Consider the following 21,797-nt stretch of genomic DNA (forward strand, 5'->3'; position numbering starts at 1 on the left):
TACACCCATGCGCGCCACGCCACGCCGAACCACCGCGTTGGCCTATGCCCTGCTGGCACCCAGCCTGTTCGGGGTTCTCGCCTTCCTGTTGCTGCCCATCCTGGTGGTGATCTGGCTGAGTCTGTACCGCTGGGACCTGCTGGGACCGCTGCGCTACGTCGGGCTGGCCAACTGGCGTTCGGTGCTGCGCGACGGCGACTTCGGTAACTCGTTGGTGGTCACCGCCATCTTCGTGGCAATCGTGGTGCCAGCCCAGACGGTGTTGGGCTTACTCGCGGCGATGATGCTGACCCGCCGGCTGCCGGGCACCAACTTTTTCCGCACCCTCTATGTGTTGCCCTGGATCTGTGCGCCGCTGGCGATCGCGGTGATGTGGCGCTGGATTCTGGTGCCCACCGACGGCGCCATCAGCACCTTGCTCGGGCGCCGCATCGAATGGCTCACCGATCCCGACCTCGCCCTACCGGTGGTTGCCGCGGTGGTCATCTGGACCAACGTCGGCTACGTCTCGCTGTCCTTCCTCGCGGGCCTGCTGGCCATCCCGGACGATATCCACGCGGCGGCACGCACCGACGGCGCCAATGCCTGGCAGCGGTTCTGGCGCATCACGCTGCCGATGCTGCGCCCGACCACGTTCTTCGTCTTGGTCACCGGAATCGTGAGCGCCGCACAAATTTTCGATATCGTCTACGCGCTCACCGGCGGAGGCCCGGAGGGCAGCACCGAGCTGGTGGCGCACCAAATCTATGCCGAGGCATTTGGTTCGGCGGCCATCGGACGGGCGTCGGTGATGGCCGTGGTGCTGTTCGTCATTCTCATCGGCGTCACCTTTGTTCAGCACATGTATTTTCGGCGGCGGATCAGCTATGACCTCACTTAGCCGCCGCCTGTCCCGCCGAGTGCCCACCAGGGTGATCTACGCCGGGCTGGTGCTCGGCGCGCTGATCACGCTGCTGCCCTTTGCGCTGGGACTGCTCACCTCGTTCACCTCCGCACATCAATTCGCCACGGGTACGCCGCTACAGTTACCCCACCCACCGACGTTGGCCAATTACGCCGACTTGGGCGGTGCCGGGTTCGGCCGGGCGGCGCTGGTGACCGCCCTGATGACGACGGTGATCCTGCTGGGCCAGATGACCTTTTCGGTGTTGGCCGCCTACGCCTTCGCCCGGTTGGAGTTTCCCGGACGCGATGGGTTGTTCTGGGTCTACATCGCGACCCTGATGGTGCCGGCGACGGTCACCGTGGTGCCGCTGTATCTGATGATGGCCCAGCTGGGTTTGCGCAACACCTTCTGGGCCTTGGTGCTGCCCTTCCTGTTCGGGTCGCCGTACGCGATCTTCTTGCTGCGTGAGCATTTCCGCATCATCCCCAACGACATGATCAACGCCGCACGCCTGGACGGAGCCAACACCCTGGATGTCCTGGTACACGTGGTGATTCCGTCCAGCCGCCCGGTCCTGGCCGCCATGACGCTGATCACGGTGGTCTCGCAATGGAACAACTTCATGTGGCCGTTGGTGGTCACCAGCGGCCACAAGTGGCGGGTGCTCACGGTGGCCACGGCTGATCTGCAGTCCCGGTTCAACGCCCAGTGGACGCTGGTGATGGCGGCGACGACGGTTGCGATCGTTCCGCTGATCGTGCTGTTCGTCGCCGCGCAGCGCCACATCGTCTCGTCAATCGTGGTGTCGGGGCTCAAGTGAGTCGGCCCCGCTTTTCCACCCTGGTCGCTGTGGCAGTCACGCTCATCGCTGCATTGTTGGGCGTCACCGCGGTGGCGCTGGACCGCATCGACGCACCCCCCGGCGGCAAGATCGTGGTCACGGTCCGGCTGTGGGCGGCGCCGATCGCCGCGGCATATCAACAGTCCTTTGCGGCGTTCAGCCGCACCCATCCCAATATCGAAGTGCACACGAATCTGGTCTCCTTTTCGACCTATTTCGATACGCTGCGCACCGATGTGGCCGGCGGCAGCGCTGACGACATCTTCTGGCTGTCCAACGCCTACCTGGCCGCCTACGCCGATAGCGGCCGGTTGATGAAGATTGACACGGCCGTCGATCCCGGCGAGTGGGAGCCGGCGGTGGTCGACCAGTTCACCCGCAACGGTGTGTTGTGGGGAGTGCCGCAGCTGACCGACGCCGGGATTGCGGTGTTCTACAACGCGGATCTCCTGGCCGCGGCGGGCGTGGATCCGGCCGAGCTGGACGGCCTGCGGTGGAGTCCCGGTCCCGACGACACGCTGCGTGCACTGCTGGCCAGGCTCACCGTCGACGCCGACGGGCATGTTGGCGGCACCCCGGGTTTCGACCCCGGGCGAGTCCGCCAGTGGGGATACAACGCCGCTAACGACCCGCAGGCCATCTACCTCAACTACATCGGCTCGGCCGGCGGCGTGTTCATGCGCGACAACGAGTTTGCCTTCGACAATCCACCCGCCATCGATGCGTTCCGCTATCTCGTCGGCCTGATCAACAACGATCACGTCGCGCCGCCCGCCTCAGACACCAACGACAACGGTGACTTTTCCCGCAACCAATTCCTGGCCGGCCGGATGGCGCTGTTCCAGTCCGGCACCTACAGTCTGGCTCCGGTGGCCCGCGATGCCACCTTCCGCTGGGGGGTGGCGATGCTGCCGATCGGCCCCGCGGGCCGGGTCAGCGTCACCAACGGTATTGCCGCTGCCGGAAATTCCGCGTCCCAGCATCCAGACGCCGTGCGTCAGGTGCTGGCCTGGATGGGGAGCAGCGCCGGCAACGAGTATCTGGGCCGCGACGGTGTTGCCATTCCCGCGGTGCGGTCCGCCCAGCCCTCCTACTTCGCCTTCTGGGAAGCCAAGGGCGTCAACGTTGAACCGTTTTTCGCGGTGCTGTCCGGGTCACGCATTCCCGCACCGGGGGGCGCGGGGTTCGCCGCCGGCAACGATGCGCTCAAGCCCTATTTCGATGAGATGTTCCTCGGCCGTGGCCAAGTCGCGACAATTCTGCGCGAGGCGCAGGCGGCGGCCAACGCCGCCGCACGGCGGTAGTTGGAACAAACCGACGCAGCCGGTCTGAGACTAGCCGGGTAACACCAGCACCGGCACCGGACTGTGCCGAATGATCTTGCCGCTGTTGGAACCCAGGAAAACTCTGGCGATGTCGCCGCGCGGTGAGGTGCCCACCGCCAGGATCTCGCCGTCTTCCCAGTCCGCCGCATCCAGCGCATGCTGCCAACCGTTGCCCGTGATCACCTCGAGCACAGCGTCTTCCTCGACGATGCCGTCCTTCTGCAGCATTTCCAGCATTCCGCGCGCTTGCTCGGCCCAAGCCTCCAATACCAATGCCTCCGCATGCAGCCCCACCTCGGGCGGATACATGGTTCGGCCGCGGACCTCAAAGGTGATGACCCGCAGCGGAACCCCATACTGCCTGGCCAGCTCGGCGCAGCGACGCACCACCTCGACCGAGTCGGTGGTCGCGGCGTAACCGCAGGTGATCCTGGTCAGCCGGTCGGTGCGGGAGTGGTACTGCCGGGGACTGATGGCCACCGGCACCGGCGAGGAATGCAACACCCAGTCGGCGGTCGAGCCGATCAGCACCCGGGCCCTTCGCCCGTTCGGAAAGGAACCCAGGATCAGCATCTGGGCATCGAGTTCCTCGACCACCTCGATCAATCCACCCGACACCGACCGGTGCTCACGATGGCAGTAACTGACCTCGATCCCGGTTGCCACGGTGCGCAGATACCGGTGCGCCTCCTTCTCCGAGTCTTCGGCGACCTGCTCGGCCCACTCCGAATAGTCGCCCTTGGCTAGCGGGGGCGTCAGCCACGGCTTGGTCAGGATGGTCGCCACCGTCAGCGAGGTGTCCAATGTCCGCGCGGCCCGAACGGCTAGATGCAACGCCGAGGGACCCACCCGGCCGGCCAGATAGCCGACGACGACGGTCACCGTTCCTCCCCGGTCGGATTGTCATGCAACGCGGGGGCATTGAGCCTACTGTGGTGCCGCCCCCAGAACAGGTAGAAAATTAGCGCGATCCCGACCCAACCGCCAAACGCGATCCAGGTGTACCAATGCAGGCTGTACAGCAGGTAGCCGCAGGCCAGTATCGAAAGGATCGGGGTCACGGGATAGCCCGGTACCCAAAAGCCGCGCGGCAGGGCCGGCTCGCGCACCCGCAGGATGATCACACCGACCGATACCACGATGAAAGCTGTCAGCGTGCCGATGGACACCATGTCGGCGAGCCGGTTCAGCGGCACCAGCGCCGCCAGCACTGCCGCCGCGATGGCCACGACCACCGTGTTGCTCACCGGAGTCTGGAAGCGCGGATGCACGGCCGCGAACCGGGCCGGAAGCAGACCATCGCGGCCCATCGCGAACAGAATGCGCGTCTGGCCATACATCGTGACCAATGTGACGGTGAAAATCGAGATCACCGCACCCATCGCCAAAACGGTGCTGGCCCATGCGCTGTGCGTGACGTTGTCGAGAATCGTCGCCAGCCCGGCCTCCTCCTGGCCGGCGAACATCTGCCACGGCTGGGTTCCCAACGCGGCGAACGCAACCAGCACATAGACCCCGGTGACCACGAACAGCGCGGCGATCAGCGCGCGTGGCACGCTCTGCTGCGGATTCCGCACCTCCTCACCGGCGGTAGACACCGCGTCGAGGCCGATGAACGAGAAGAAGATGGTGCCCGCGGCAGCGTCGACACCGGCAACACCGAAGGGAGCGAAGTCCTTCAAGTGGTTGGTGTCGTAGGCGGTGAGCGCAAGGATCACGAACATGCCCAGCACGCCGAGTTTGATCAACACCATGATCGCGTTGACCTTGGCCGATTCGCTGACTCCCCGAATCAACAGCAATGCGCAGAGTCCGATCAGGATGATCGCCGGCAGGTTGAGATAGCCGGCCGCTTCACCCGGCCGCTCATCCCAGGGCGCCTCGGACAACGCTTGGGGTAATTGGAATCCGAACACGTTGTGTAACAGCTTGTTTACATAGCCGCTCCAGCCCACCGCGACGGCGGCGGTGGCCACGCCGTATTCCAGCAGCAGGCATGACGCCACCCCCATGGCGACCGCCTCCCCCAGGGTGGCATACGCATACGAGTACGACGAACCGGAAACGGGCACCACCGATGCCAGTTCGGCATAGCAGATGGCGGCAAGACCGGCCGCGACACCAGCGATGATGAACGAGACGATGACGGCGGGCCCCGCTTCGGGCACCGCCTCCGCCAGCACGAAGAAGATTCCGGTACCCACCGTCGAGCCGACTCCGAACATGGTCAGCTCGAAGGTGCCGAAACTCCGTTTTAGGCTGCCTGCCGCACCTTCTGCGACAGGGGCGCCGCCCACCGGGCGGCGCCGCAGCATCTGTTCTCTTAGCCTGATCGAAGTGGCCGGCAATTGCGCCTCCTGTTGCGGGGTCAGGCTGATTATGAGCCTGCTTCCCGCAATACCGCAGCGAACTGCCGAACAGCCCAGTCGATTTCCTGGGCAGTAATCACCAGCGGCGGCGCAAACCGCAGCGTGGAGCCGTGGGTATCCTTGACCAACACACCGCGATCGGCGAGGCATAAACTGATCTCCTTGCCGGTGGCCAACGCCGGGTCGACGTCGACACCGGCCCACAGGCCAAGGCCCCGCACCTCGAGCACACCCTCACCGATCAGCGCACCCAGCCGCGCGTGCAACCGGGCCCCCAGCTCGGCCGAACGGGATTGGAATTCACCGCGCTCCAGCATCGAGACCACCGTGGTACCGATCGCCGCGGCCAACGGGTTGCCGCCGAATGTCGAGCCGTGTTCGCCGGGATTGAGCACCCCGAGGACATCACGGTCGGCGACCACCGCCGACAGCGGAACCACCCCACCGCCAAGCGCCTTGCCCAGCAAGAACACATCGGGCACCACATCCCAATAGTCACAAGCGAAGGTGTAACCCGTGCGGCCCAGTCCGGACTGGATTTCGTCGGCGATCATCAGCACGTTGTGCTCCGAGCACAGCGCACGAACGTCGGGCAGATAGTCATCCGGTGGAACGACGATGCCCGCCTCCCCTTGGATCGGCTCGAGCAGCACCGCAACGGTGTTCTCATCGATCGCCCGCGCCAGTGCGGTGGAATCGCCGAACGGCACCGAACGAAAACCCGGCGTGAACGGCCCGAATCCACCACGGGCAACGGGATCGGACGAGAAACTCACAATGCTGATGGTGCGCCCATGAAAATTGTTGTCCGCCACGACGATGTTGGCCTGGCCCTCGGGAACGCCTTTGACGTCGGCTCCCCATTTGCGGGCAACCTTCAGGCCGCTCTCCACGGCGTCGGCACCCGAGTTCATCGGCAACACCATGTCTTTGCCGCACAGCTCGGACAGCGCCGCGCAGAACGGCCCGAGGCGGTCGGAGTGAAAGGCGCGACTCACCAGCGTCACGGTGTCGAGTTGGGCATGCGCCGTTGCGATGATCTCGGGATTGCAGTGCCCGAAATTGACCGCGGAGTACGCAGACAGACAATCCAGGTAACGCCGGCCCTCGACATCGGTGATCCAGGCACCCTCGGCACTGGCCGCCACCACCGGCAGCGGCGAGTAATTGTGCGCGGCATGCTTTTCGACCAACGCAATCGCGTCGCCGGTTTCATCGACCTCCACCGAAACCGGAGCGTCGAGAATCGTCATGGATGTACCTCCAATGTGCAGCACTTCACGGAACCGCCGCCCTTGAGCAGCTCGGACAAATCGACGCCGATCGGCTCGAAACCGGCCTCACTAAGCTGCAGCGCAAAACCTGTCGCCGCAGCGGGTATTACGACGTTGCACCCATCCGACACGGCATTGAGGCCGAAGGCGTAGGCGTCTGCACTGCTCACCAGGATCGCGTCGGGAAACAGCGCCTGCAGCTGGTCGCGTGCCGCCGCACTGAAGGCCGGCGGGTAATACGCGATGGTGTGGTCGTCCAGAACAGCCAGCACCGTATCCAGGTGATAGAAACGAGGATCGACGAGCTCGAGCGAGATCACCGGCATGCGCAGTGCGGCCGCGATTTCGGCGTGCGAGCGCGGATCGGTGCGAAAGCCATATCCCGCCAACACCATTTCGCCGACCCGCAGCAGGTCCCCCTGACCTTCGTTGACATGCCGAGTCGACACCGGCCGATATCCCATGGCCGACATCCAGCGGGCGTAGGCCTTGGACTCACCGGCCCGCTCGGCGAACCGGAACTTGGCGACGATGGCGATGTCGTTTCCGATGAACCCGCCGTTGGCGGCGTACACCATGTCCGGCAGCCCGGGCTCGGGCTCGACCAACTCCACCTGGTGGCCCAGCCGCAGATAGGTCTGGCGCAGTTGCTCCCACTCTGCGAGCGCGACCCCCGCGTCAACCGGCGTCGTGGTGTCCATCCACGGGTTGATCGCATATTCGACCGCGAAAAACGATGGGGGGGTCATGGCATAGCGCCGCGGGCTGGCCGCCCGGGTGCGCTTGCTGGACTCTTGCCGTGCCGGCGCGCCCGCCGGTGTGCCCGCCGCAGCGACATAGTAATCCGTCATGAAACAAAGATATTTGCCCTTTCTTGCACAATCAAACGATGATCATTGCGCGTCGACCATCAATATGTTGCGCTAGATTCCCATGTATAGCGATCTGTTGCGCGCCGAGACGAGAGGGGTGACATGGATCACCTGGACGACACCGACGACCGCATTCTGGTCGAGCTGACCGACCATGCCCGGGCCACTTTCGCCGAGATCGGACAGAAGGTGAATCTGTCCGCACCGGCGGTGAAACGCCGGGTCGACCGGATGATCGACAACGGCGTGATCAAGGGCTTCACCACCATCGTCGATCGCAACGCGCTCGGCTGGCATACCGAGGCTTATGTCCAGGTGTTCTGCCACGGCAGGATTGCGCCCGATCAGCTGCAGGCGGCGTGGATAGATATCCACGAGGTGGTCAGCGCGGCCACCGTGACCGGCACGTCGGATGCCATCCTGCACGTACTGGCCCGCGACATGGGCCACCTCGAGACCGCGCTCGAACGCATCAGATCGAGTGCCGACATCGAACGCAGTGAAAGCGTCGTCGTGCTGTCGAACCTGATCGACCGGATGAGGCCCCAGCCCTAAGCGGCGTGCAGCATCGTCTCGATGACCACTGCGGCACCGCTGTTTGCGGCCGTGATCGCCAGTGTCACCCAGTCCCCCAGTTTCGGCCGCGTGGGGTTCGCCGACAGCTGACCGGTGCCACCGCGCGCGGTGATCGCGTCGCCCATCTCGTCCGCCCGGCGCAACGTCACGGTGATCGCCGCCGCCAGCAGGTCGATCACTTCCATCCCGCGCCGCTGCCGGCGCGCCTTGCGCGTCACCGGCATCGGTCTGGGCCTCAGCCGGCGGGCAGCGTAGAGCAACTGAAATTCGTCGATGAGCATCGGAAAAGCGCGCAGCGCCAGCGCCAGAACCACCGCCCATTCGTCAACCGGGATCCGCAGCAGCCGCAGGGGCCGGCCCAAAGTCGCGACCGCGGGCCCGATTTCGGCGACATTGGTGGTCCAGGAAACCATCGCCCCCAACGCGAGCAGCACGATCGACAGCGCGGTGATCCGCAAGAAATTCAACGCTCCGCCCAGACCGAGCTCGACACCGCCCACCGAGACCATCGGATCACCGCCGGCCAACGCAGCCGTCAGCCCACCAAACGCGAGGACGACAAAAAGCCAGCGCGGCATCGATGGCACCGCACCGCGAGGAATGTGCGCGATCCAGGCCGCCACCAGCACCAGCGCCGCCATCAACCCGATGGTGACCCATCCCGGATAAAACGTCAGCAGCACCGAGATCGCGAAAACCACCAGAAGCTTGGTGCCGGCCCACAGGTCGTGGATGGCAGACCCGCGCGGCACCGGCACCAGCAATACCACCGGTCGCGCGGCGCGCCGGGAGCCACGTTCTGGGGTAGCCGAGGCGCTCGGCGACGAAACAGTCATGGCTTGCCCCCTGCCCCTGTTCGGCCCCCAAGTCCTCCGGCGGCGGTCGTCGAGACCGGTTCCATGACACCGTTGTTCAGATGCAACGTCCGCGGGCAAAGCTCGTCCATGCCGGCGAAGTCGTGCGAAATAACCACCACCGTCAGACCCTGTTCCCGGCGCAGGTCTTCCAGCAGGCGCAGCAATCCACGCTGGCTGGTGGCGTCCAGCCCGGCCAGCGGCTCATCAAGGATCAACGCCCGCGGCGAGCACGCCAGAAGTCCGGCCAGCACCACACGGCGCATCTGCCCGCCACTGAGCTGATCAATGCTGCGCTTGGCCAGTGTGGGATCGAGCCCAACCACGCTCAGCGCCGCGGCCACCCGGTCCTCGTCGCGGGCCGAGAAGCCGGCCGCCGAAGCGACTTCCAGATCGACCCGGCTACGCATCAGCTGCAGGCGCGCCGCCTGGAACGACAACGCGACCGCACCCACCTGCTCGTGGGTGGGCCGACCATCCAGCAGGCAGGCGCCGGTGGTGGGGACGGTCAGCCCGGCCATCACCCAAGCCAGCGTCGACTTGCCAGAGCCGTTACCGCCATGGATCAGCACGCCGTCGCCCTGCTCCACCACAAAGTTGAGATCGCGCAGCGCGGTCTTGGCCCACGGGGTGCCGATGTTGTACTCGTGGCCGACGCCGATGAGTTCGAGCGCCGGCCGCTGCACTCCGACGCTCACCGCCACAGCCGGCGCGGGCACCGGCGCGGTCTCGACCATCTCGGCGTTATCCGGCGATTCGCTCAAGTCGACCGTGCGGTCGGCGGAGTCGGCCTCGTTGTTGTAGTGCGTGATGTGCACCAGGGCGGTGCGGTGCCGTTTCGTCAGACCGGACAGCACCCGCAGCAGCGCTTCGCGGCCTTGCTGGTCGACCATGGTGGTGACCTCATCGGCGATCAGCATCGCCGGCTCCTTGGCCAGCGCCGCCGCCAATGCCAGTCGCTGCAGTTCACCGCCGGACAGACTGCCGGTCTCGCGTTCCGCGAGCCCCTCTAGGCCCACCTCCGCAAGTTGCTGGTCGACATCGATCTTGGTGCCCGGCGGCAGACCCCACACCACGTCGTCGGCCACCCGGGTACCCAGCACCTGACTTTCCGGATGCTGCAGTACCACCGCCGTGCCGCCGAGCTTGCCCAGACCCACCGCGCCCGGCCGCTCCACAGTGCCCGAGGTCGGCTCCCGCCCCGCCAGGATCAGCATCAGCGTGGTCTTCCCGGAACCATTGGCCCCGGTGATCGCGATGTGTTCGCCGACGCGAACGTCGAGGCTGACCTCACGCAGCGCATCTTGTCCGGCACCGGGATAGCGGAAGCGCACCTTGTCCAGCCGCACCGGGACCGGCTCGATCGAGGTCGCTTCGCCGTCCACGGGTGCGTCCAACTTGTGCACATCGGGGATTCCGCGCATCCGCTCCAGCAGGCGCGACAGCGCCCACCACCCGATCAGCGAGACCACCATGATCGCGACGGTGAAGTAGCCGAGCAGCACCCACGGCCAATAATACAGACCCTCGGCGAAGTAGCGCTTCAGATCCTCGGCGGCGCCCTCCATGCCCATCCGCGCCATGAACGAGGAGAGCCCCTCCACGTTGGCGGTCATCACCTTGAAAATCAGGTGCCGCAACCGCGTCAGCGCCGCCAACATGCCAACCATGGCCGAGCCGAACGCCAATCCGGCGATCAGGGACGAGACGATCACCGTCGGTGTGCCGCGCCCCTTGCGTTTCACGATTCCGGTCAGGCCACCGATGTAGGCGCTGTGCACCACCCCCATGAATCCGCCCAGTCCGGCGATCAGAAAAGCGATCACCCCCGCGGCGACCGTGGCCGCAACCAGCACCCGCGAGCGGTAGCGGTAGGCCAGCAATCCGGTGGGGACGGTGCCCAGCAACGCCAGTCCGGCGGCAAACGGAACGACGACAGAAATGATCGCGGTCACCGCGCATAGCGCGGCCATCACCGAGGCCTGCGCCAATTCGCCCGGCCGGAGCGGCCCGCCTCGGTGGGGCGGCGCAAGCGGGGCTGACGCGGTCATTTCATCGATTCTGCCAGCCTCGGGCCGGCGGGGCGCCGCAGCACACCGCCATACACTGGTTTGATGTGATGGGCCCCACGATTAGCGGCACTTAGCAAAGCTATGAAACGATAGGAACATGACCTCATCAGCCACAGCCAACCAAGCCCAGGTTGCGCACGGCCTTGGAGCAGATCTGCTGGCCGTCGTCGCGCGGCTGAATCGGCTGGCAACGCAGCGCATCCAGATGCCGCTGCCCTCCGCTCAGGCACGGCTGCTCGCGACCATCGAGGCCCAGGGCGAAGCCCGCATCGGCGACCTGGCCGCTGTCGACCACTGCTCGCAGCCCACGATGACCACTCAGGTGCGTCGGCTCGAAGACGCCGGAATGGTGACCCGAACCGTCGACCCGGGCGACGCCCGCGCCGTCCGGATTCGTATTACGCCAGAGGGAATGCGCACATTGAGCGCGGTGCGAACCGACCGGGCCGCCGCTATCGAACCGCAGCTGGCCCGGCTCGAGCCGTCGGACCGCCAGGTGCTCGCGGATGCGGTCGAGGTGCTGCGCCGCCTGCTGGACAATGCGGCCGCCACGCCAGGCCGCAACACCCTCTGACCGACGCGGTGCATCCTGGATGGATAGACCCGTCCAGCGGGTACACACTTAGTTCCAGACCGGTTGGCCGGGGAGCTGGACGCGATCGGTGACGGAAGGTGGCGGGCATGCGGACCGAGGCATCTTGATACCGAACGGTTTCCCTCTGACTGTGTGGCTCGGATCGATGCGCTACGTCTTTGCTCCGGGCCGCGACGCATTGGTGGGTTACGGGAACAAGTTCGATATCCGCCTGGATGGCCCGGCACCCTTTGACACCTTTGACCGGCCAACCCCGGAACTGGCACTGCGATTCGCCGGCAATCGTTGGGTGGCCATCGATCAAAGCCGCAACGGCATGTTCGTTGACGGAGCGCGGTTGGCGACCGTCGACATCCGTGACGGCCTCACGATCACCGTCGGCGATCCCCACCATGGAACGCCGCTGCGCTTCCAGGTCACCGCTGCCGCCGGAGCGCGATCGCTACCTGCCGATCCGCCACGAGGCCCGGGGCATCCGCCGCCGCGTCCCGCCCGGGCCGAGCCCGCCCCGCCGCAGCCCGTCCCCCCGAGCAAACCGACGGAGTCGGTCACCCAGCAACTTCCCACCGCATCGGCGACCCAACGAATCGCCACGCCACCGCCGGCACCGTCGACGTTCGAGCGGGCGACCCGGCCAATCCGGTTGGCACCCCTGGGCGCACCCGCGGCCCCTCCCCCGATGCCACCGCACCCACCAGCACCGCCATCACCACCGCGTCCGCCATCACAGTCCTCTCCGACGCCGCCGACCCCCGAGTTACCCGCGGCGTCGGCACCAGCTGCGTCCGAGGGCGAGGAACAGCCCAAGAGCCGGGGCCTGGTGGAGCGGATGATCGACGCCACCCGCAAGCTGCTGCCCGGCCGTGCCGAAACCGACTCCGCCTCCGCCTCCGCCTCCGACTCCGGTTCCAGCACCGGCACCGGCACCGGCGAGTTGCCGTCGACCAACCGATTGCCGCTCAAGCCCGGCGCACGCACGATCGGCGTGGCGGCATATCAATTGGGGCTCACCGTCGACGGGCACGAGCTGATCTCGGACGTCTCATTCACGACGCGCCCAGGCTCGTTGATCGCCGTGGTCGGCCCGTCGCGAGCCCGCAACTCCAGCCTGGCCGGGCTACTGGCCCGCACCCGACCGCTCAGCGACGGTGTCCTGACCGTCGATGGTCACGACGTCGCGGCCGAACCGGAATCGATGCGGTCGCGCATTGGGGTGGTAACGCGGGACAACCGGGTACATCCGCGGCTGACCCTCGAACAGGCGCTGAGTTATGCCGCCAGGATGCGGCTGCCACCAGACACCTCGGCCGACAATCGCCGGCGCGTGGTGAACCAGGTTCTCGACGAAGTCGAGTTGACCGCGCAACGCGCCACCCGGGTGGCCAAACTGACACCCGACGAGCGACGGTGCGCGGCGATAGCAATCGAACTCATCACCCGACCGTCGTTGCTGGTGGTCGACGAACCGAGCGCCGGGCTGAACCCGGCGCAGGAGATGCATGTGCTGGCCATGCTGCGCCGCCAGGCCGATCTCGGGTGCGTCGTCGTGGTCGCATCCATGCCGCTGGCCCACCTGAACATGTGTGACCAGGTGCTGCTGCTTACCCCGGCCGGGACCTTGGCGTTCGCCGGGCCTCCCGTCCAGATCGAATCGACGATGGGCACCGCCAGCTGGCCGGACATCTTCGCGCGGGTCAGTGCCGATCCGCAGGCCGCGCATCAATCGTTTCAGAACCGGCTACGCGCGTCGGTGTCACCGACACCACCGTCGGTGCTCGAACCCGAACGGCGCCCCGCCGAACTCACCTTCGGCGCGCAAGTCCGCCTGATACTTCGCCGCCAGGTGCGGGTTTTCCTCGCCAGCCGGCTGTACTTCGTTTTCCTGGCGCTGCTGCCATTTGCGTTGGGTGCCCTGACGTTACTGATTCCCGGCGATTCCGGCTTGGATAGACCGCCCCCGGGCAGCGGCAACCCCCACGAAGCCGTCGAGATCCTGGCGGCCCTCAACTTCGCCGCGGTGCTCATGGGCACCGCCCTGACCGTTCGCGATCTGGTCAGCGAGCGCCAGATTTTCCGCCGTGAACAGGCCGTTGGGCTATCAGCTTCGGCCTACCTGATCGGGAAGATCATCATGTTCGGCCTGGTCGCGGCCGTTCAGGCCGCAATCCTCACCGCCATCGTTCTGCTCATCAAAGACCAGCCGGTGCACGGCGCGGCGCTGCTCCCCAACCCCGGTGTCGAGATCTATGCCAGCGTGGCGGCCACGACCATCGTGTCCGCCATCATCGGGCTGACGCTCTCGACGTTGGGCAGCTCGCTGCGCGAGGTCTTGCCGCTGGTGGTACCGGTGATCCTGGCGTCCTTACTATTTGCCGGCGGCCTGGTGCCGCTGGTGGGAACCTGGGGATTCGACCAGATCGCGTGGTTTGTCCCCGCCCACTGGGGATTTGCGGCGACCGCATCCACGGTTGATCTGCACCGCGTCGACGTGCTTGCCACCCACAATGAAGTGTGGGCGCACTATGCGGGCTGGTGGGCCTTCGACATCGGCATGCTGGTCACCTTCGGTGTCGTGGCAGCCGGACTTGCCCGCTACCGGCTACGGGCTCCCGGCGTCCCGGCAGATCACGGCATCGCCCACAGCAGGAGTTGAGTGACCTTGGCGGGTGAGAAGTCGTTGTCACTCACCAGCACCACCGATTGACGGCCGTCCGCCAATTTCGGTCCCAGCGTGATTCCTTCGATGTTGTTCAGCGGTGACAATGCCGCGGCCGCCGCCGTGCCGGCCAGGGCGGGCAGGTCGGCGGCCAGCGTCTTGCGCATCGGGGTCAACGGCGTCCCGTGAGTCGTTGGCATCGACAGCACGTCCGTCGCGGCACCGATCTCGGCGCGGAAGATGCGGATGACCGGAGGCACCGTCGCCGTTCGTTCCACCACCAAGAACGTCGTATCCGACAGGGCGACCAGATCTGAGACGCCGTTGCGGACCGCGGGCGATGCAGCCGGCTCCATGGGGTAGGCGTACTGAGCGGTGGGCGCGGCCGTCTCCACGTCGAATTTGGTGAAACGCGTCAGCACTTGGCGGCCGGTATTGGCCGGCGGCTCGTCCTGCAAACCCGGTTCTTCCATCGCGGCGTACAGCGACCGACCGTCGGGTGTCAGCGCCAGACCCTCGAGCGCCTGATTGTTGCGCGGCCCGGTGCGTTGGGCGGACACCGCCAGATTCGGCGGCAAGGTGAACTGTCCCAGATATCGGCCGTCCAGATCCGCTATCCGGATCCACGGGTCCAACAGCCCCGATTGCCGATCGGTGAGTCGCTCACCTTCGGAGCTCCAATACAGTCGCCGCCGGGCGGTGTCCACGGCGATGCCTTCCGGATCAGGGGAAATCACCGGTGGCGTGCTGCTGCGATTCAGCGGCCCGAACGGCTTACCGTCGCGGTCCAGCAAGGAATACGCACCGGTGACGGTGATGTCGCTGACGCCGATGTCCGACAGCGCCAGCCGCATTGTGAAGAACCGGCCGGGTCCCCGGTCGGAACGATCATCGCTGATCACGTAGTAGACCTGACGGTCGGCGTCGTAACTGATGCCCGAGAGTCCGCCGATCACGGCGCCATCGACGCTGGCTCCGAACGGGATCTGCGCCTGGCCGAGATAGCTCAGCAACGCAGCTGGGGTGCGCACCCCGCCCCGCTGATGTGTCGGGGCGCAACCGAAGACCGCGGGGCACAACACGCACCCCACTAGCAAGCAGGCCAGCAGCCGGCCGAGAAACGGTTTCACATCACCGAAGCGATAAGCAGCCCAACCAGATAGGTCGCGGCGACCGCGACTGAGCCGAATAGCAATTGCCGAAAAGCGCTCCACCAAATCGCTTTACGGGTGAACCTCGCGGTCACACCACCGGCGATCAACAGGCCGGCTCCACCGAAAATCAACCCAGCCGACAACGAGCCGAATCCCAGCAAGTAGGGAATCAACGGCATGACCGCACCGATGGCGAACATCGCGAAAGACGAGATCGCGGCCGCCGATGCGGATGGCTTCTCGGCCGGGTGCACACCGATTTCTCCGACCATATGGAAGTTGACCGCCCGGTTCTCGTCGCGATGGATCTCGTCGGTGGCGGTCTGGGCGGTCTTTTCGGTCATCCCCATGTCCACCAACATCGCGACCAGCTCGGCCCGTTCTGCTTGCGGACGGGCACGCAACGCGCGACGTTCCACATGCACCTCGGAGTCGATCTGTTCGTTGGCCGTGGTCACCGAGGTGAATTCCCCCAGTGCCATGGAGAACGCGCCCGCCAGCAATCCGGCGATGCCACTGACGATGGTGGCGTGAACGCTCTCGGCCGCCGCGACACCGGCGATCAGGCTGGTATTGCTGACCAGACCATCCATCGCGCCGAAAGCCGCGGCCCGCAACCAGCCTCCGCTCACATCGGAGTGCGCGTGCCCAACGTCGAGAGCCGATTCGGGGTTGTGATTGGAATCGGTTGGTTCTGGGGTCGACATCGCAATATCTAAACCCACCTCAGCCTCCGCTGATCGGTCAGGATGGGCCCCGACGGCCTCCGATGGACCAAACCCGAGACGCTGGTGTCTCACACACCCCGGTTTAGCGAGCTACGGTTCGGGTATGGCGCCGGACATGACCAACACAGCCAAACATCTGCGCGACGCCCTCGACGGCCGGTTCCGCGACGTGAAAAACGAGATGCGGCAGCAACTGACCCTGGAGATATTCCGGCCGCACTACACACCGAACACCGTCATCGCGCGCGCCAAGGTTGCCGAACAGATGAAATTCATGGCCGGGGCGGGAGCGGCCGAGGACAGCTTCCACAAAGAACATGGCGGCACCGGCAATGTGGGTGCGGCCATCACCATGATCGAGATGCTGGCGATGTCGGACCTGTCGCTGATGGTCAAGGCGGGCGTCCAATGGGGACTGTTCGGCGGCGCGGTCGAAAATCTGGGCACCGAGCGCCACCACGAACAGTACGTCCCAAAGATCATTGACCTGCAGCTGCGCGGCTGCTTCGCGATGACCGAGACCGGACACGGCAGCGATGTCCAGTCACTGGAAACCACGGCGACCTACGACGCCGATACCGAGGAGTTCATCATCGACTCCCCGACCCCTACCGCCCGCAACGACTACATCGGCGGCGCGGCCGAAACCGCAACCATAGCAGCGGTTTTCGCGCAGCTGATCACTCAGATCGACGGCGAACAAGCCAATCACGGGGTGCACTGTTTCTTGGTTCCGATCCGCGACGAGGACGGCAACGATCTGCCAGGTGTGACGACCTCGGACTGCCACTACAAGGGTGGGCTGCCGGGCGTCGACAACGGCCACATCACCTTTGATCACGTTCGGATTCCCCGGGTGAACCTGCTGAACAGGTACGGCGACGTGGCCACCGACGGCACCTACAGCTCGCCAATCGACAATCCCAACCGCAGGTTCTTCACCATGATCGGCACGCTGATCCGTGGCCGGGTCACCGTTGGCGGCAGCGCGGCCGCGGCCGCTCGGGTTGCGCTGGACATTGCCACCCGATATGCGTTGCAGCGCAGGCAGTTCAGTGCACCCGATGACGACGACACCGAAGTGCTGATCATGGACTACCTGATGCACCAGCGCAGGCTGTTCCCGCTGATCGCGCGTTCGTATGCGCTGCAGTTCGCACAGAACGAACTGGTGTCGAAATGTCATGACCTGCAGACAACGGACTCCCCCGACGCCGAAGAGCAGCGCGAACTGGAGGCTCGCGCCGCCGGCCTGAAGGCCGCCAACACCTGGCACGCCAGCCGTGCCATTCAGGAAGCGCGCGAAGCGTGCGGCGGCGCCGGCTACATGGCCGAGAATCGGCTGATCGCGTTGCGGGCCGACACCGACGTGTTCACCACGTTCGAAGGCGACAACCACGTGCTGACCCAACTGGTCGCCAAGGAGCTGCTCACCGCGTACGCCGACGACATCCGCAGTATGAGCCCGGTCGAGTGGGTGCGTTTCGCGGCCAACGCGGTCGGCGACCGGGTGATGAAGCGCACCGCGGCCGAAGCGATCATGCAGCGCATCGTCGACGCCCGCCAGGACAACGAAGAAGAAGGCAGCCTGTTCAACCGCGGCACCCAAGTCAAGATGTTCGAAGATCGCGAAGACTATCTGTTGTCCTCGGTGGCTCGGCGGCTGCAGAACAAATCCAACGAGATGTCGGCGTTTGATGCCTTCAACGCGGTCCAGGACCACGTGCTCCATGCCGCGCAGGCCCATATCGACCGGGTGGTTCTCGAGGCTTTCGTCGCCGGCATCGAGTCATGCACCGACAAGCAGGCCCGCGAGCTATTGGGGGTCGTCTGCGACTTGTACGCGTTGTCGGTAATCGAGGAAGACAAGGCGTGGTACATCGAGCACCGGTACCTCTCGACCGAACGCGCCAAGGCAGTCACCCGGGGCATCAACGATCGATGCCGGGTGCTGCGCCCGCACGCCAGGACGCTGGTGGACGGTTTCGGCATCCCGAAGCCCCTGCGTTACGCCGAGATGCTGCATCCCGAGAATCTTCCTGACTGAGATCGGACCGCTCAGCGTCCGGCCTCGGTCCCCCGCCCCCGGGTAGCGGGACCGAGGCCGAACGCCTCGCACCGACCAGCCATTTGGTCGTTGACCAGCGGGCTACTCAGGCGACGAACGTGACTTCTGGCTCCATCGGATCGTTGGGCTCCATGTCCTTGCCGTGGAGCTTGAGCAGATACTCGTAGTTGGAGGGCAACACGTTTCAACCAGATGCCGCTGCTTTTGCTTCACATCGAGGAACAGCGCATCCGCTTCGTGGATAGCCTCCGACTGGTAGTTGATCGCCGGCAGTGTGTGATCAGGCAGCACCCCCAGACCGGCGAAAATGCAGTAGTAGCTGCCGTTGGTCCAGAAGTTCTCGAACTCCGCGTCGAAGTTCGAGTAGTACGACGACTCCGTGGCAATTGGCGGATTGACCGGCACGCCCGCCTTGTACATCGCAACCTTCTCCTTGATGGAATCGGTCAACGTGAGTTCCTTGTTGGCGCGCCAGAATTCGGTATCGGTGCGAGGCGAGAAGTAGAAGTGAGCCTGCAGGAAATCGCGGGTCTCGTCGAATAGGGTATCGATCTTTCGGTTGAACCGATCGATGAGCACCGGGTCAAAGCGGCGGTCCGGGAAGTGCTTGGCCAACTGGTATAGGGCCGCGTAGATCAAAAAAATTCCGGTCGACTCCAACGGCTCCAGGAAGCACGAGGAGAGGCCGACGCTCACCACGTTCTTCACCCACGACCGGCGGTTGCGTCCCACCCGGAACCGAATCTTGTTCAGCGGCGTGTCTTCCGGGTCGAATTGCCACAAGTTGCAGAAGTCGCGAATGGCCTCGTCTTGTGATGCGAATTGACTGGAGTACACATATCCCGACCCGAACCGACCCAGGGCTCCGGCGTTATTGATTAGCAGGCTTGTGAGCTGGGTTGATGATCTTTGGTGCCGCGCTATTGGGGCCGGAGTGTAGGCACGGGCTATCTGGAGAACGATCGAGTTGGTTACTGTTCGTCGTTGGTCTGGAGTTGCCCGTGCCTACCGTTTCAGTATTGCCTGTGTCGTCGGTTCCAGAGGTGTTCGACCGCTGGAGTCCTGGTGAGCGCAGCGAGCTCATCGGATCGGAGTTTCTCGATGTGTTGGCCTCGGTGCCAGACCCGAGGGACCCACGCGGTCGGAGGTATTCGCTGATGGCTTTGTTGGCGATCGCGGTTCTGGCCACTGCCGCGGGGATGCGCGGCTATGCTGTTTTTGCTACATGGGCGGCCACCGCTCCCGATGATGTGTTGGCCCAATTAGGGGTCCGGTTCCGGCGGCCCAGTGAGAAGACCTTCCGCGCTGTTTTGTCTCGGCTAGACCCCGCCGACCTCAACGCCAGGATGGGCAGTTACTTCACTGCACACGTGGCCAGCAGCGACCCCAGTGGATTGGTGCCGATCGCGTTGGACGGCAAGATGCTGCGTGGTGCTTTACGCGCCAAAGCGACAGCCACGCATCTCGTGTCGGTGTTCGCCCACCGTGCCCGATTGGTGCTCGGTCAACTCGCTGTCGCCGAGAAAAGCAATGAAATTCCCTGCGTACGTGCCCTGCTCACGCTGCTGCCGGGTAGCTTGCGGTGGCTGGTCACCGTGGATGCGATGCATACCCAGGTCGTCACCGCGAAGTTGATCTGCGCCACCTTGAAGTCGCACTACCTGATGATCGTCAAGTCCAACCAAGCCAAAATACTTGCGCGTATCACCGCGCTGCCCTGGGCCGAGGTGCCCGCAGCCGCTACCGACGACTCCCGCGGCCACGGCCGTGTCGAGACCCGCACCCTGCAAATCATCACCGCTGTACGAGGAATCGGCTTCCCCTACGCAAAACAAATCATCCGGATCACTCGTGAACGTTTGATCACCGCCACCGACCAGCGCAGCGTGGAGGTGGTCTATGCCATCTGCAGCCTGCCGTTCGAGCACGCCCGCCCTACCGCGATCATGACCTGGATGCGTCAACACTGGGGAATCGAGAACAGCCTGCACTGGATACGCGACGTCACCTTCGACGAAGACCGTCAAAGGGCACATACCGGAAACGGCGCACAGGTCCTAGCAACGCTACGCAACACCGCGATCAATCTGCACCGCCTCAACGGCGCCGACAACATCGCCGAAGCCTGCCGGATCACCGCTTTGACCGCCAACCGCCGCCTAGACCTCCTCAATCCACAATTCCCCAGCTCACAAGCCTGCTAATCAACAACGCCGGAGCCCTGGGGCCGGAGTGTAGGCACGGGCTATCTGGAGAACGATCGAGTTGGTTACTGTTCGTCGTTGGTCTGGAGTTGCCCGTGCCTACCGTTTCAGTATTGCCTGTGTCGTCGGTTCCAGAGGTGTTCGACCGCTGGAGTCCTGGTGAGCGCAGCGAGCTCATCGGATCGGAGTTTCTCGATGTGTTGGCCTCGGTGCCAGACCCGAGGGACCCACGCGGTCGGAGGTATTCGCTGATGGCTTTGTTGGCGATCGCGGTTCTGGCCACTGCCGCGGGGATGCGCGGCTATGCTGTTTTTGCTACATGGGCGGCCACCGCTCCCGATGATGTGTTGGCCTAATTAGGGGTCCGGTTCCGGCGGCCCAGTGAGAAGACCTTCCGCGATGTTTTGTCTCGGCTAGACCCCGCCGACCTCAACGCCAGGATGGGCAGTTACTTCACTGCACACGTGGCCAGCAGCGACCCCAGTGGATTGGTGCCGATCGCGTTGGACGGCAAGATGCTGCGTGGTGCTTTACGCGCCAAAGCGACAGCCACGCATCTCGTGTCGGTGTTCGCCCACCGTGCCCGATTGGTGCTCGGTCAACTCGCTGTCGCCGAGAAAAGCAATGAAATTCCCTGCGTACGTGCCCTGCTCACGCTGCTGCCGGGTAGCTTGCGGTGGCTGGTCACCGTGGATGCGATGCATACCCAGGTCGTCACCGCGAAGTTGATCTGCGCCACCTTGAAGTCGCACTACCTGATGATCGTCAAGTCCAACCAAGCCAAAATACTTGCGCGTATCACCGCGCTGCCCTGGGCCGAGGTGCCCACAGCCGCTACCGACGACTCCCGCGGCCACGGCCGTGTCGAGACCCGCACCCTGCAAATCATCACCGCTGCACGAGGAATCGGCTTCCCCTACGCAAAACAAATCATCCGGATCACTCGTGAACGCTTGATCACCGCCACCGACCAGCGCAGCGTGGAGGTGGTCTATGCCATCTGCAGCCTGCCGTTCGAGCACGCCCGCCCTACCGCGATCATGACCTGGATGCGTCAACACTGGGGAATCGAGAACAGCCTGCACTGGATACGCGACGTCACCTTCGACGAAGACCATCAAAGGGCACATACCGGAAACGGCGCACAGGTCCTAGCAACGCTACGCAACACCGCGATCAATCTGCATCGCCTCAACGGCGCCGACAACATCACCGAAGCCTGCCGGATCACCGCTTTGACCGCCAACCGCCACCTAGACCTCCTCAATCCACAATTCCCCAGCTCACAAGCCTGCTAATCAACAACGCCGGAGCCCTGGCCGG

17 protein-coding genes and 1 pseudogene are annotated in these 21,797 nt (G+C 64.8%); 9 read left to right on the forward strand and 9 right to left on the reverse strand.

The features are described from left to right. Window positions 1-7 precede the first annotated feature (7 nt). Genes CKW46_RS20705 through CKW46_RS20715 form a run of 3 tightly spaced genes read left to right on the forward strand, consistent with a single transcriptional unit; the run spans window position 8 to window position 3,031 of the window. Window positions 8-880: a carbohydrate ABC transporter permease gene (locus CKW46_RS20705; RefSeq protein WP_015356430.1), complete on the forward strand. Its 873-nt coding sequence runs from the start codon at window positions 8-10 to the stop codon at window positions 878-880. Beyond that, window positions 867-1,706: a carbohydrate ABC transporter permease gene (locus CKW46_RS20710; protein WP_117437143.1), complete on the forward strand. Its 840-nt coding sequence runs from the start codon at window positions 867-869 to the stop codon at window positions 1,704-1,706. Before CKW46_RS20705 ends, CKW46_RS20710 begins: the two co-directional genes overlap by 14 nt. After that, window positions 1,703-3,031: an ABC transporter substrate-binding protein gene (locus CKW46_RS20715; protein ID WP_012395243.1), complete on the forward strand. Its 1,329-nt coding sequence runs from the start codon at window positions 1,703-1,705 to the stop codon at window positions 3,029-3,031. The genes CKW46_RS20710 and CKW46_RS20715 overlap by 4 nt, the downstream gene beginning before the upstream one ends. Window positions 3,032-3,061: 30 nt before the next feature. Here CKW46_RS20715 and CKW46_RS20720 read toward each other — a convergent pair whose 3' ends face one another. The 4 genes from CKW46_RS20720 to ddaH are packed head-to-tail and all read right to left on the reverse strand — an operon-like array spanning window position 3,062 to window position 7,546. Further along, the gene (locus tag CKW46_RS20720) at window positions 3,062-3,934 is read right to left on the reverse strand and encodes a universal stress protein (RefSeq protein ID WP_482052334.1); all 873 of its coding nucleotides are present in this window, start codon (window positions 3,932-3,934) and stop codon (window positions 3,062-3,064) included. Then, the gene (locus CKW46_RS20725) at window positions 3,931-5,400 is read right to left on the reverse strand and encodes an amino acid permease (RefSeq protein ID WP_482052335.1); all 1,470 of its coding nucleotides are present in this window, start codon (window positions 5,398-5,400) and stop codon (window positions 3,931-3,933) included. Before CKW46_RS20725 ends, CKW46_RS20720 begins: the two co-directional genes overlap by 4 nt. Before the next feature lie 29 nt (window positions 5,401-5,429). Beyond that, window positions 5,430-6,674: an ornithine--oxo-acid transaminase gene (gene rocD, locus CKW46_RS20730; protein WP_117437139.1), complete on the reverse strand. Its 1,245-nt coding sequence runs from the start codon at window positions 6,672-6,674 to the stop codon at window positions 5,430-5,432. Continuing rightward, the gene (ddaH, locus tag CKW46_RS20735; RefSeq protein ID WP_011739434.1) at window positions 6,671-7,546 is read right to left on the reverse strand and encodes a dimethylargininase; all 876 of its coding nucleotides are present in this window, start codon (window positions 7,544-7,546) and stop codon (window positions 6,671-6,673) included. The genes rocD and ddaH overlap by 4 nt, the downstream gene beginning before the upstream one ends. 123 nt (window positions 7,547-7,669) lie before the next feature. Between ddaH and CKW46_RS20740 the strand changes: the two genes are divergently transcribed. Beyond that, on the forward strand, window positions 7,670-8,122 hold the full coding sequence (locus CKW46_RS20740) for an Rv2324 family transcriptional regulator (protein WP_012395248.1): 453 nt from the start codon (window positions 7,670-7,672) through the stop codon (window positions 8,120-8,122). Here the strand turns inward: CKW46_RS20740 and CKW46_RS20745 are convergent. Together CKW46_RS20745 and CKW46_RS20750 are read right to left on the reverse strand one after the other, a co-directional pair. Further along, complete coding sequence (locus tag CKW46_RS20745) at window positions 8,119-8,979, reverse strand: CbiQ family ECF transporter T component (protein WP_015356436.1); 861 nt, start codon at window positions 8,977-8,979, stop codon at window positions 8,119-8,121. The two genes, CKW46_RS20740 and CKW46_RS20745, sit on opposite strands and share 4 nt — an antisense overlap. Beyond that, the gene (locus CKW46_RS20750) at window positions 8,976-11,048 is read right to left on the reverse strand and encodes an ATP-binding cassette domain-containing protein (protein ID WP_499018174.1); all 2,073 of its coding nucleotides are present in this window, start codon (window positions 11,046-11,048) and stop codon (window positions 8,976-8,978) included. The genes CKW46_RS20745 and CKW46_RS20750 overlap by 4 nt, the downstream gene beginning before the upstream one ends. Before the next feature lie 118 nt (window positions 11,049-11,166). Here CKW46_RS20750 and CKW46_RS20755 point away from each other — a divergent pair, with 118 nt between their 5' ends. Next, window positions 11,167-11,643, forward strand: a complete 477-nt coding sequence (locus tag CKW46_RS20755) for a MarR family winged helix-turn-helix transcriptional regulator (protein WP_012395250.1) — start codon at window positions 11,167-11,169, stop codon at window positions 11,641-11,643. A gap of 166 nt (window positions 11,644-11,809) precedes the next feature. Beyond that, window positions 11,810-14,317, forward strand: a complete 2,508-nt coding sequence (locus CKW46_RS20760; RefSeq protein WP_499018175.1) for an ABC transporter permease — start codon at window positions 11,810-11,812, stop codon at window positions 14,315-14,317. Here the strand turns inward: CKW46_RS20760 and CKW46_RS20765 are convergent. Both CKW46_RS20765 and CKW46_RS20770 read right to left on the reverse strand, forming a co-directional pair. Then, window positions 14,290-15,450, reverse strand: a complete 1,161-nt coding sequence (locus CKW46_RS20765) for an esterase-like activity of phytase family protein (protein ID WP_015356439.1) — start codon at window positions 15,448-15,450, stop codon at window positions 14,290-14,292. The genes CKW46_RS20760 and CKW46_RS20765 overlap by 28 nt on opposite strands. Beyond that, window positions 15,447-16,181 carry a VIT1/CCC1 transporter family protein gene (locus tag CKW46_RS20770; protein ID WP_012395253.1) on the reverse strand — a complete coding sequence of 245 codons (735 nt, stop codon included), beginning with the start codon at window positions 16,179-16,181 and terminating at the stop codon, window positions 15,447-15,449. Before CKW46_RS20770 ends, CKW46_RS20765 begins: the two co-directional genes overlap by 4 nt. A 124-nt stretch (window positions 16,182-16,305) precedes the next feature. Here CKW46_RS20770 and CKW46_RS20775 point away from each other — a divergent pair, with 124 nt between their 5' ends. Then, the gene (locus CKW46_RS20775; protein WP_482052337.1) at window positions 16,306-18,249 is read left to right on the forward strand and encodes an acyl-CoA dehydrogenase family protein; all 1,944 of its coding nucleotides are present in this window, start codon (window positions 16,306-16,308) and stop codon (window positions 18,247-18,249) included. Between the two features lie 102 nt (window positions 18,250-18,351). On the opposite strand, the gene CKW46_RS20780 is transcribed toward CKW46_RS20775, so the two are convergent. Continuing rightward, window positions 18,352-19,107: a tryptophan 7-halogenase gene (locus CKW46_RS20780; RefSeq protein WP_252872575.1), complete on the reverse strand. Its 756-nt coding sequence runs from the start codon at window positions 19,105-19,107 to the stop codon at window positions 18,352-18,354. Window positions 19,108-19,271: 164 nt separating this feature from the next. Between CKW46_RS20780 and CKW46_RS20785 the strand changes: the two genes are divergently transcribed. Then, window positions 19,272-20,474, forward strand: coding sequence for an ISAs1-like element IS2404/ISMul1 family transposase (locus CKW46_RS20785; RefSeq protein WP_420891843.1), 1,203 nt, complete (start codon window positions 19,272-19,274; stop codon window positions 20,472-20,474). A gap of 95 nt (window positions 20,475-20,569) precedes the next feature. Then, window positions 20,570-21,772, forward strand: a pseudogene (locus CKW46_RS20790) (ISAs1-like element IS2404/ISMul1 family transposase). The last annotated feature ends 25 nt before the right edge of the window (window positions 21,773-21,797 follow it).

Origin of the sequence: Mycobacterium liflandii (genome assembly GCF_022354805.1) — a bacterium.
In the GTDB taxonomy this organism is placed as follows: Bacteria; Actinomycetota; Actinomycetes; order Mycobacteriales; family Mycobacteriaceae; genus Mycobacterium; species Mycobacterium marinum.